General features: G+C 42.3%; 7 protein-coding genes. 2 read left to right on the top strand and 5 right to left on the bottom strand.

The window, feature by feature from the left end:
• Positions 1 to 69: 69 nt before the first annotated feature.
• On the top strand, positions 70 to 1,695 hold the full coding sequence (locus ACSLBF_RS07285) for a M28 family metallopeptidase (RefSeq protein ID WP_440055944.1): 1,626 nt from the start codon (positions 70 to 72) through the stop codon (positions 1,693 to 1,695).
• 63 nt (positions 1,696 to 1,758) lie between these two features.
• Here the strand turns inward: ACSLBF_RS07285 and ACSLBF_RS07280 are convergent, their stop codons facing one another.
• The 5 genes from ACSLBF_RS07280 to ACSLBF_RS07260 form a co-directional block, all read right to left on the bottom strand.
• On the bottom strand, positions 1,759 to 2,022 hold the full coding sequence (locus tag ACSLBF_RS07280; protein ID WP_440055943.1) for a hypothetical protein: 264 nt from the start codon (positions 2,020 to 2,022) through the stop codon (positions 1,759 to 1,761).
• Complete coding sequence (locus ACSLBF_RS07275) at positions 2,003 to 2,947, bottom strand: ornithine cyclodeaminase family protein (RefSeq protein ID WP_440055942.1); 945 nt, start codon at positions 2,945 to 2,947, stop codon at positions 2,003 to 2,005. Before ACSLBF_RS07275 ends, ACSLBF_RS07280 begins: the two co-directional genes overlap by 20 nt.
• Before the next feature lie 11 nt (positions 2,948 to 2,958).
• Positions 2,959 to 4,053: a M24 family metallopeptidase gene (locus ACSLBF_RS07270; protein WP_440055941.1), complete on the bottom strand. Its 1,095-nt coding sequence runs from the start codon at positions 4,051 to 4,053 to the stop codon at positions 2,959 to 2,961.
• A gap of 117 nt (positions 4,054 to 4,170) precedes the next feature.
• On the bottom strand, positions 4,171 to 7,167 hold the full coding sequence (locus ACSLBF_RS07265; protein ID WP_440055940.1) for a TonB-dependent receptor: 2,997 nt from the start codon (positions 7,165 to 7,167) through the stop codon (positions 4,171 to 4,173).
• Between the two features lie 243 nt (positions 7,168 to 7,410).
• The gene (locus ACSLBF_RS07260; RefSeq protein WP_440055939.1) at positions 7,411 to 8,490 is read right to left on the bottom strand and encodes an HD-GYP domain-containing protein; all 1,080 of its coding nucleotides are present in this window, start codon (positions 8,488 to 8,490) and stop codon (positions 7,411 to 7,413) included.
• Positions 8,491 to 8,572: 82 nt separating this feature from the next.
• Here ACSLBF_RS07260 and ACSLBF_RS07255 point away from each other — a divergent pair, with 82 nt between their 5' ends.
• A complete protein-coding gene (locus ACSLBF_RS07255; RefSeq protein WP_440055938.1) occupies positions 8,573 to 12,547 on the top strand; it encodes a response regulator in 3,975 nt (1,324 codons plus the stop codon).
• Positions 12,548 to 12,629: the final 82 nt, after the last annotated feature.

Here is a 12,629-nt window from a genome sequence, read left to right as displayed (position 1 = left end):
GTCTAGCTCGAAATAACCCTGTATTTATGTTAATACTTATGCACTCTAACAAGTAAAAGAAAGGCAACTATGAAACTCAAACTGACGCTCAGCGCGTTGTCAATGGCTGTACTCGCAGGCTGTATGACAACCAGTAATTCCCCTCAAGATGTGAATACAGCTTACAACAGCATTAATGACGCACAACTCAGAGAGCATATTAAAACACTAGCATCGGATGAGTTTGGCGGGCGTGCACCATCTTCTAAAGGCGAAGAATTAACGTTGGCTTACCTCACTAAGCACTTTAAAGCGTTGGGCTACCAACCTGGAAATGGCAACAGCTTTTTACAAGAAGTGCCGTTGGTTTCTATTGAAGCAAGCCCAGATATGACCTTAGATATTGGCGGTAAATCCTACCAATACAAAAAAGACATGGTAATGGGAACTAGCCGTATCAGCGAACTACAATCGATCAAAGACTCTGAATTGGTGTTTGTCGGCTATGGCGTTAACGCACCTGAATACAATTGGAATGACTATGAAGGGTTAGACGTTAAAGGTAAAACCGTAGTGATGTTAGTAAACGACCCTGGCTTTGCTAACCCAAGTTCGGGATTATTTACGGGCGAAGCGATGACCTATTACGGCCGCTGGACTTATAAATATGAAGAAGCAAGTCGTCAAGGCGCAGCAGGTGCCATTATAGTCCATGAAACAGCACCAGCTTCGTATCCTTGGAGCGTTGTTGAAAACTCTTGGTCTGGTCCACAGTTTGGTTTTCAAAAAGAAAACAATAATATGGACCGTGTTGCTGTAGAAGGTTGGATAACGGTTGATGTAGCAAAGGAACTGTTTGAAAAAGCAGGCTTAAGCTTCGACGATGCCAAGAAAAAGGCAGCTGCCGGCGCTTATCATGTTGATATGGGCGACTTAACTGCTTCAGTTACAGTAAACAGTACTATCAAAAAATCGACTTCTTATAACTTTATCGCCACACTCCCTGGCAGCAAAAAGGCGGATGAACACGTCGTTTACTCTGCGCATTGGGATCATCTAGGGACCGATCCAAACCGTAAAGGTGATCAAATCTATAATGGTGCTCATGACAATGCCACCGGTACTGGCGGTATGATTGAAGTTGCGGAAGCTTTCACTAAATTACCAGCTCGCCCAGAACGTTCAATTACTTTCTTAGCGGTTACAGCTGAAGAACAAGGCTTACTTGGTTCAAAATATTACGCAGCAAACCCGGTTATTGCAGCAGACAAAACCGTAGCAAACATTAATATGGATAGCTTAAACCTGCTAGGTAAAGTCAAAGACATTAGTGTGGTTGGTATCGGTAAGTCAGAACTAGACGATATGCTAACAGCTGCTGCAAAAGAGCAAGACAGAGTAGTGTCAGGCGATCCTCGCCCTGCTGCAGGAGGCTATTACCGCTCAGATCACTTTGCATTTGCCAATATGGGTGTACCAGCAATGTATGCAGGGGGCGGTACAGAAGCACGTGACGCCGAGACAGAGGAGTATCGTAAGCGAATGGGACTAGTGCTTCGTGGTTGCTATCACCAACCTTGTGATCGTTACCGTGAAGAATGGGACCTAAGTGGTGCGGTGCAAGACCTACAGTTGTTCTTCCAAGTTGGCTATGACGTTTCACAACAACAAGCTTGGCCAAAATGGAAAGCCACTTCTGAGTTCCAACGAAAATAACTCACCGAGCGTATTTAGCAGGATAATTGATACTTCAATTACCCTGCTCTCGGCATCTTCTTTCTAGCTGTGCTGAGAATTGGGGTGGTAATGTAACACCCCACTGTCATCGATCATCACCTGACAAACTGAGCCTTTTTTAAACGCGTAATAAAACAATTCGTCAAACAGCAGCTTTTCACAATTTGTACCGTCCTTAGTGGCATAGCTGACAAACATATGGCTTTGATGACAGACTAACGGATTGATCAAGCGCTTATCGTTAACCCGTGTGACATTAACCACATCATATACTTTTCCGTGTGCTTTATTTTTTGTCCAAATCATAAACTAGCTTAGCTCCAATCAGATCGCTCAATGCGGTACCGACCGATTTAAATAAGGTGATATCGCGTTCACTTTGTCGCATTGTTTCATGGCTGACCATTTCACTTAGCTCGGCAATAACATCGGATCCTTTAAATACACCTTCGTCAATTGGAATGAGCAACTCACCAGCTTCACCGAGCACGTTCACTCGGCTATCTACGAATACGCGACTTTTTATTACTGTTTGCGTATCACATTCTCTGGCATTTTTATGGTGGTTGCCAATAAGGTCAATGTGCGTTCCTTCAGTTAACCAGTTACCATCAAATAATGGCTCATGGCTACCCGTCGCACAACTCATCACATCTGCAGACTCAATGATCGTTTTGTCGGCTTTTGTTGCAATACTAAATGCTACCTCAGGGTATTCCAGCCGTAGACTGGATACTAAACGCTTCGCCTTTCCAAGGCTTCTTGCAATCACCGTGACTCGTTGATAATTCCGTACAGACAAGTGTGCCTTAATCATAAAAGGCGCTAATTTTCCTGTCCCAAAAAAAACCAAATTGCTAGCTTCTGTTCTCGCCAAAATATCCGCGGCCAACGCCGAGACGCAGGCTGTTCTCCATAAAGTCACTTCGGTTCCATCTATTAGTGCAAGCGGTTCTCCAAATTCACGGTTAAACAGCATGATTTTTGAATATAAGCTGTCTTTTCCTTTGTTTGGGTTTTGTGGAAAGTAGCTGAAAGCCTTTACGGCTAGCACTTCTTCATTCCACGATGGTAACACGGCAAAGGCATCATGGTTATCTTCACTCTCATCGAGCGAATACACATTGCGTTTCGGCATGTTCGCAGGCTTTGCAAAGCCCGTTCGTAGTGCTTGGATCAGCTGATTGAAGGTTAATAACTCTGCGACTCTTTGTCTGTCAATGACTTGCACAATTCCTCCAGTTAGTTAAGGATTTCGAATTGATGAGGGAAGTTGGTCAAACATTCATACCCAGATTCGGTTACCAAAATATCTTCTTCCAACCGCACCCCACCAAACTGCGGAATATAAATTCCCGGTTCAATGGTAATGACATTACCAGCTTGTAATTGATATTCGACACCTGGCTTGATAAACGGTTGTTCATGCAAAAACAATCCAACACCATGACCAAGCCCTTCTCCTGCATATTGTGCAAAAGGACTTGTGGCTAATACGTGATGAGCGGCTGTATTAATCATTAAGCAGTCGGCCCCAGCGCAGACTTTTGATAAAGCATTTTGCTGTGCGGCTTTCACCGTGTCGAAAATAGATTGTTGTTTTTCATTTGCAGTCCCAAGCACAAATGTGCGTGTCATATCTGATCGGTAACCATTTACGACAGCGCCGAAGTCCAATAGGATCAAGTCCCCTTGTTTGAGTTTTTTATTGGTTGGGTTGCCATGGGGTAAAGACGACCGTTCACCAAAAAGCAAAATCGTGTCAAACGATATCCCTTCAGAACCCAACTTCTGCATTCTGTACTCAAGTTCTATTGCAACGTCACGCTCACTAATGCCTTCTTTGATATAAGGCATGGTCTGTGATAAAGCTTCGTCTGCAATTGTAGCAGCATGTTTAATCTGGCTGATTTCGTATTGGTCTTTCACCATTCTTAGCTGCTCAGTCCAACCATAAACGGGTAATAACTTCGTCTGATGATTGCTTTCATAGAGCGCTGCAAATTCTCGATAAGAAACTTTTTCACTCTCAAACGCGATCGCTTGTTTGTTGCCAAGTAAACGGAAGATACAATCGGGCAAGCTTTCCGAATCTCTTGCCCGCAAGACAACTTCTACGCCTTGAGATTCCTCTGTTGCACGTTCAAAATAGCGATAATCCGTAATTAACGAATGCGAGCCATTGGCTGTAATCAGTAACGTTGCTGCGTGTCCAGTAAAACCAGTGAGATACACAATATTTTCGTAACCACTAATAATGATGGCATCTAAATTCTGCGCTAAGAGCTTGGCGGTAATTTTCGCTTGTCTAGCGGTATAATTGACTTGAGTTAGCATGACAACCTTGATTGTTATTGGTTTAAAGTGAGTTCAGTTCAATGTGGTAGTGAGTGTATCAAACGTTGAAAATAAAATAAGTCGGGCCTAAACGACCCGACTTAAACCAGGGAAATATTAGAAGTTAAATCTTGCCACTAACGACAAGTAACGCTCTGTTTGGCGTCTTGTAACTAGTCCATAATCAGGATTGACTTCCAGACCGTTATCACCGTTGATAGAACGCTGCTCATTAATATCCAGCGCCGCATCACCATTTAACAAGTTGTAGATGGTACCTTTTAGCAACAGATCATGGCCTGCTATATCTGTTTTATAACTCAGCGACATATCAATGGTTGTCGCCCAAGGTAAGTTACCAACACTACCACGAGGCGTTGGCTTGCCATTCTCATCGTAGTGAGAAACATGTCCGTAATATTTACTGACACAGGCATCCCAAGGACTGCCTTCAGCACAGCTATCTACACCAACTGGGTGAACCGAGAAATAGTTCTTGGGACGGCCAGAGGTACTGCGTGCCACCACACCTAAAGTCAACTCGTCAGTAATATCGTAAGAACCAGACAACTTAATTGAGTGACGGTGATCATTTGGCAACTTACCATAGCCATGGTCCATCAAATCTGCATAGTCATAGGACGTTGTCCAACCCGGATCTGCCTGATCGTTATCGGTTTTAACTAGACCTTCGGTGTTACCATAGTTGTGTGACCAAGTATAAGAAGCGTTTATGCGTATTCTATCTGTGATGTTACCTTCAAGAGTAAACTCTAACGCCAAATATTTTCTTACCGCGTCTTGTAGTGCCAGCTCTTCTGGACTTAGCGTAATATCATCAACTTGTCCGTCACCGTCAAAGTCAAAGCTCATCGTCACCGCTTCACCCGGGTTATTCAGCACATAATACGATCCCTGACCGACCTTATCTTCAATGCCCAGCTCTACCAGTTTTTTCGCAAGTACAGGACCCACATCGGTATCTTCAACACTCCGGCCCAAATCACGATAAATCGCCCTTACACCGAATGCCATATCATCAAATATTGAGGTTTGATAACCGATGGTGAATTCGTCTGAATACATTGGTTTTAATGATGATGATGCGATAAGTCCCGGTTCAGTAATTCCGCGTTGACGCCAATACTTATCAGTGAGCATATTGCCTCTGCTTGGCGAGCCATCAGAAAGCAACACCGGGTTCCCATTACCATCAACTTGGTCTAATTCAAAATATTCAAACCACTCTACCGACGCTGAGCCCTGAGTAATGTTCATATTTGCTGACACTGGCTGGAAATAGCGACCATAGGTAAAAAATAGTTTAGATTCGCCATCGCCATTTAAGTCATATATTGCCTGTAGGCGCGGTGCGAATTGATCGTCCATTTTCGCGTAAGCTCGTCCGTCAGAGATGGTGTTTTCAAATTCGCTATAACGAAATCCAAGGTTAAGTACCAACTCATCGGTTACCTGCCAAGAATCATTAACATAAAACGCTAACGATTTAACGGCTGATTTGTCACCGACGTTACGTGTTCTCACCCGTCGTTCAATGTAGTCTTGACCGATGGCTGCTCCCGTTAGCTCTTGATCTCCTTCACCGGCAGTTTTAATGGTCCACCAGCCTTCAGCATCACCTAGACCATTTTGACCTTCAAAATAGTCGACGCTAACTTTGGTGTAATCAACGCCAAAGAGTAATGAGTGGTTTTCCAAATCTAAATTAAAATCTATTCTACCTTGTTCGCGCTCGTATTCTTCTTCAGTAACTGATGACGCGGTATGAGTTGATAACGTAACTTCACCATCACGCTCATCCCAAACCCCCGGAACGGTCGATGCAACAACATTCTCGACGTTTTCGGTTACTTTACCGTACACCGCTGAAACACTGAAAAAGTCGTTGATATAACCGTTATAACTTAAGCTAAAAACCTTACCACCGTCTTCTCCGGGCGCTGCAACACCTTCGGCGCCACCCACTTTATCTTCTTTCCAAGCATACGCGTAGTTCTGAGTTTGCCATTCACGCTTGTTGTTCATAGCGGAGAAACCAATCGAATGATCTTCGTTGATATACCAATCTAGCTTGGCAAACCAACGGTCTTCTTCACGTTCTCTGTCGTGGAACGTTGTTTGTCCCGCCCAACGATTCACTTCCTTGCGGGGAGCGTACAGCCCGTAATAGAACAAGCTGTCTTCAATAATGGCGCCACTAGCCCAAATTTGGAACTCTCTGAAGGAGTCATAATCTTGCTTTGTATTACTGTCGATAGTGCCATTGGCTTGATAAATCGAATCGTGGTAATCATGACTCCATGATGGATCGATTCTCGCTTCAGCACCGAACGTAAATTCATTGTCACCGGATTTCGAAACCGCATTGACGATACCACCAATAGCACCGCCAAACTCAGGGCTAATTCCACCTGTTTTAATTTGTGTTTGCGCTATCGCTTCCCAAGGTAAACGGATGGACCCCAGACCAGTTCGAATACTAGTTACATTTAAGCCATTAAAAAAGTAGGCATTTTCCGCCGAAGACGAACCACCAAAGCTAGATGCTCTTTTGAAGTTTGAGCCACCCGGTTCAGCCGTACCAGGAGCAAGTAAAGCAATACTTTCAAAACCCGTATTTACCGGCATCACTTTTAATTCTGCATCGGTAAAGGTCGCTCCTGCCGTAGAGGAACTCATGTCGACACGTCTGATAGCGGTACCTGTGACCGCAATTCGCTCAACGTTTTCGCCCTGTTTAAGAAGCTGTGCGTCGAAAATCAACGCCTGACCGATATTAACTGCTACATTCTCTTCAATTACAGTTTCAAAACCTGCTTTATTAATTGAAACGGTATATTCCCCAACAGGCAGGTTTCTGAGTATATATTCGCCTTTTGCATTAGTACTGACGCGAAATTTCAAGCCTTTAGCTATGTGAGTGAATATCAGCTCAGCTTGTGATAGCTCTATACCTTGACCATTAACGATACTACCTTTAACCGTGCTTCCCCCATCGGCGGCATATACCGTTGAGCTCCCCAAAACGATTGCAACCGCAGTTGCAGCAAGCGTTCGACGAAGTTGATACGCTGTGTTTTTATTATTACGCATTGTGTTGTCCTTTGTTGTTCCCATTAGTGAGTATGTTTGGTAACCACTTAACAATACACAATTGATATATTGTATACAATATTATTTATACATAAATATATAACAAAAAGCTTAGCGATATGTTTTATAAGGATTTTCTTTTATACATGAGAAAAATATGAGATTTGAAATTAAGAAAACACGGATGGGTAGATAGAAAAATCACTAATGAGTGTGGATTGTAGGCTAAAGAGACTGTTTGTCTCAATCCGAGTATTTACGAGCGATTTCTTGAAATTCGCCTTCGATAGCAAAAAATGTATCGAGAATACTTGGGTCAAAATGACTTCCCTTTCCTTCTGAGAGGATTTGCAATGCTTCATCGTGTGTCATGGCTTCTTTATAGACTCGCTTACTAATCAACGCATCGTAAACATCTGCAATGGCCATCAGCCTCGCAGCTAAAGGTATATCCTCACCTTTCAATCCCTTCGGGTAACCGGAGCCATCCCATTTTTCATGGTGATATCGCGCAATGTCTTTAGCAATCTTAAGGAATTTGACTTCATCTGACACCTCGTCTTCTGCATGCTTGATAGCTCGGTAGCCAAGTTCAGTATGAGTTTTCATGATTTCAAATTCTTGCTCTGTAAGCTTACCTGGCTTTAATAAGATTGCGTCAGGGATCCCGACTTTACCGATATCGTGCAAAGGCGCAGATTTGAAAAATAAATCAATGACCTCATCGGTTAACTGTGGACGATACTTATCTTGTTTGGATAGTGCTGTTGCTAACGCTCTGACATAAAACTGAGTGCGCTTTATATGATTGCCGGTTTCTTGATCGCGAGTCTCGGCTAAACTGGCAAGTGCCGCAATTGTGGCATCCTGCGCTTGAGAAAGTTCCTTTGTGCGTTTGGTCACTTCCATTTCTAAATAGGCGTTTTTATCCTTTAAAAAATCTTTGTGGCGTTTATTTTGAATATGCGTCCTAACCCGAGCAAGAATTATGGGCGGGCTAATTGGTTTATTTATGTAGTCACTTGCACCCAAAGCAAACCCAGTTTCTTCATCTTGAATGCTATTTTTTGCTGTTAAGAAAATAACAGGAATATCAGCATGATCCGGTGATGACTTGATTTTAGAGATGACCTCATAACCATCCATCCCAGGCATAATTACGTCGAGAAGCACAATATCTACTTGCTTTGATTCCATAAGCTTGAGTGCATCAAATCCACTTTTTGCGGCGAGAATGCGATACTCAGACTTTAGTATTTCAGACATCAGAGCCAAATTCTCTGCCTGATCGTCGACTAACAATACTGTATGCTTCTCAAACATTCGAGGTTTACCAATGATGTAGTTAACACTCCCCAAATTTTAGGTCTATCTTTCTAATAGTGCCAAACTACAGAGGTTAAATATGGTTCAACTTCGTACTTTATTCTTAGCTTTATTTGCTTTGATGTTCACTATTAGTCTGGTGCTATTCTTTGTGACACGGTATGCCAATGTTGAGCAACAGTCAGAATCAAGATTACAAGAGCAACTGATTAAACTTAGCGAACTGACACGCGAGTTGAAACTAATCTCCGATAAAAGAAGTTTATATGCCAGAGCTTACATTGTTACTGGTGAAAGTCGCTGGCTGACTTTATTTGAATATGCACTTGCCGCCAGCGAGGGCCGCGCAGCTTTGCCTGACCAATTACAGCTAGACTACTGGGACAAACTTGCCCTGAACAACGCTGCTATTCCACCCATCAGCAATGAAAAAATCAGTAGGTCGCTTATTCAACGCTTTGAGGACTTAAATGTCACTAGTTTCGAATACAGTGAAATGCAACAAGCGTTATTGATGTCTAAAGACTTGGTGGAGATTGAGCGAGAGGCAATAAAGCATAAGCAACAATTTTTGAATAACCAAACGCAGGCCAGCCACTTATTCAACCAGTCTGTGCTATTTAGTGAAGCGTATTTACAAGCTAAACAGCGGATCATGACCTCGTTATCTGAAACTCAAACACAGATATATCAACGAATAGCCCAGAATGAGAAACAGACGAAGGCAAATGTAAATTATGCAACCACCATTCAAAATATCATTATTGCTACGCTGCTATTAAGCATATGTGTTTCATTTTATTTGCTTTGGCAATTTTATATTCGCCCACTATCCAAAATACAAAAAGCATTAGTTGCCAAAGTCGATGAAAAGCAATTCGATTTTCAGCTTGAAACCACCTATCACGGTGAACTCGCGCAGTTTTCAAAAGCGCTAAACTCACTATTAAGTAATATTTCTGAGCAACTGAAATTTAGCGCAATCTTAAAAGATTTTGGCAGTGTTCTTAGAGGCAAACACGATATACTTGAACTGTCAGAAGAAACCATTTCCTTCATTGGTAATAAGTTAGCAATTCCTCTTATTGGCTTATACGTACTTGAAGAACATGAATTGCGCCGGATTTCAGGTATTGGATTTAACGCCAATGCCACTTCGTCATACCGTGATACTAACTCCATTTACTTTCATACTTTACGTTCAAAAGAAAGGTATTCAATAAATAGCGGTGAGATGATCGCCATTGATCACCACGGAACTAAGTTACAGGTCAAGGAACTTCACTACTTTCCATTATTAGTAGCAGATGAAGCAATTGGACTGTTAGAGCTAGGGACTTTTACTCACCTCAGTCCCAGAGAATTTCAGTGGCTTAGTTTTATCATCCGAGATTTGGCGGTGAGCTTACACTTAACGCAAAATTTGGAGCTGCAGCGCAACACCGAGCGTATGGTGCTGGAACAACTGGAGCTAAATAAAAAAATTATCGACGCTATCCCCAATCCCATGTACTACCGAAGTCGCGATGGTATTTATTTAGGCGTCAATAGGAGCTTTAACGAGTTTATCGGCACATTTGATGCAGATGTGATCGGTGCTTCACCAAGTGATATTTTCACTTTCGACATTGCCACTAGGTTCAATGAATCTGAACACAAGTTGCTCAATAATCCAGGCAGTCATGATTATGAAATGAAAATTCAAAACCTCCACGGAGAATTACGAGACGTAGTAGTTTATGAAGCGACATTTAGCGACGCCGATAATGAGGCCGCTGGTATTGTTGGACTCTTGCTTGACGTTACCGAACGAAAAGAAATGGAAAAACAGTTGCGTGATGCTAAGCAGCACGCCGATTCGACCAGTAAAGCCAAAGGTGAGTTCTTGGCCAATATGAGCCACGAAATTCGTACTCCCATGAACGCCATTATTGGTATGAGTCATTTGGTGTTAAAAACTAATCTCAATAAAAAACAACAAAACTACGTTAAAAAAATAGACGTCGCGGCAAATAACTTGCTTGGTATCATCAACGACATCTTAGATTTTTCAAAGATTGAATCTGGCAAACTGGAAATATCACAAGACCCCTTTGAACTCGACGAGGTAATGACCAATGTGTCTGTGGTAAATGCCATCAAAGCTGAGGAAAAAGGTCTAGAACTGCTGCTGGATATCGCACCAACCGTGCCAAGAAAGCTTATCGGCGATCCATTACGTTTAAGTCAAGTGTTAATCAACCTGTGTGGGAATGCGATTAAGTTCACGGAACACGGTGAAATCATATTAACTGCAAAATTAATAGAGCAAAACAGTCAAGGTGTGACGATTCAGTTCTCTGTCAAAGACTCGGGGATTGGCCTAACCCCTGAACAGCAGGCCAAATTATTCCACGCATTTTCACAAGCCGATGGTTCTATTACAAGAAAGTATGGCGGAACCGGGCTTGGACTCAGTATTTCAAAGCAGTTGGTTGAGTTGATGGGGGGTGAAATCGGCGTACACAGTGAGCTAGGAAGCGGCTCCGAATTCTACTTTACCATCCAATGTGATGTGCAATCTGGCGCGTTAACTCCTGACGTGCACAATCGCTCATTCTTGCTCAACAAAAAAGCACTGGTTGTTGATGATAATGAAGCTGCGAGAAGCATCTTAAGTAATTTACTCATTAATTTGGGGTTAGAAGTTGTATCCGTACACAATGGCCGTGAAGCGATCGCGGAAGCTGAGATAGTCAACTACGACTTAATATTTATGGATTGGAATATGCCAGGACTAAATGGCGGAGATACCACCAAAAAAATTAGAAACCAACACTCTACACACCGTCCCTTTATCATACTCGTCACCGCGTATAGTAAAGAATTAGAAATTGATGATGAACTCGCTCCAATGCTCGATGGGATTGTGACCAAACCAATGAATGCCTCCTTACTCCTTGATTGTATTATGGATTGCTACAACGTGGAAAATATTGAGCAGAACACCGTCAAAAAACAACCCAACAACCTTACAACCTTCAATGGTGAATCTGTCTTATTGGTAGAGGATAACATTACAAATCAGGAGGTTGCGACCGAAATGCTCAGTTCAGTAAATTTAGCGGTCGATATTGCCAATAATGGTGAAGAAGCTTTGCAATTGATAGCTACAAACGACTATCAACTAGTTTTAATGGATATGCAAATGCCCGTTATGGATGGTATTACTGCCACCAAGAACATTCGAGCGCAAAGTCAGTTTGACGCAATCCCGATCATCGCCATGACGGCAAATGCACTTCAAGAGGATAAAGAAGTATGTATTCAAGCTGGGATGAACGACCATTTAAGCAAACCCATCTGTTTTGAACGCATGATAGCGACGATCACAAAGTATTTGTACCAAGACGAAGAGCAAACACCAAAACCGCAAACAAAACCTAAGCCTCGAGTTGAAGAAGATGAAAATTCAGAGTTTATTGAGATTGAAGGCATTGATATTAATGATGGGATTGATCGTATAGGGGGTAACGAGTCGGCATATTGGAAAATTCTAAGTAAATTTTTAACAACCCAAATCGAAGAAGTGATCAACCTAGAACAAGCCCTCATCGTCGGCGACCTAGAGCATGCACATCGAATTGCGCATACTCTGAAAGGCTCCGCTTCCAATCTATCTGCACATTATTTGGCAGAGCAAGCACAAAGATTTGAAGCACAGTTAAAAGCATCGCAATCGGTAGATATTGATGAGCTACATCAATTAGCCAACTACTTACGAACCACGGCGCAGCAACTGAATTTGAAATTAACCCAACAACAAAACAAACAAACAGCAAAACAAGACGATAACAGCATCATGTTCGACATCAATATAGATGAAAAGCTAAATCACCTAATATCTTTAGTCGACAACAATGATGCTGAGGCTATGGAGGTTTTAGACTATCTAGCCGAGCACAGTAAACTGCCACAATCTCGATTAAATGAAGTGAAAGACAAATTACAAGACTTTGAATTTCTGCAAGCTAAAGAGCTATTGATCAAAGTTAAGGAGCAATTGAACATCTAGAAATAAAACCAGAAAACTCATACTGAATTCGTCTAGCCCAGTTAAAGTGATTTCGGTATGATGAGTTATGTTTGACTTAATT

Source organism: Pseudoalteromonas sp. T1lg65, from assembly GCF_051930985.1.
Taxonomy (GTDB): Bacteria; Pseudomonadota; Gammaproteobacteria; order Enterobacterales; family Alteromonadaceae; genus Pseudoalteromonas.
Note: the sequence above shows the minus strand (reverse complement) of the source record. Positions and strands in the feature narration are given on the sequence as shown.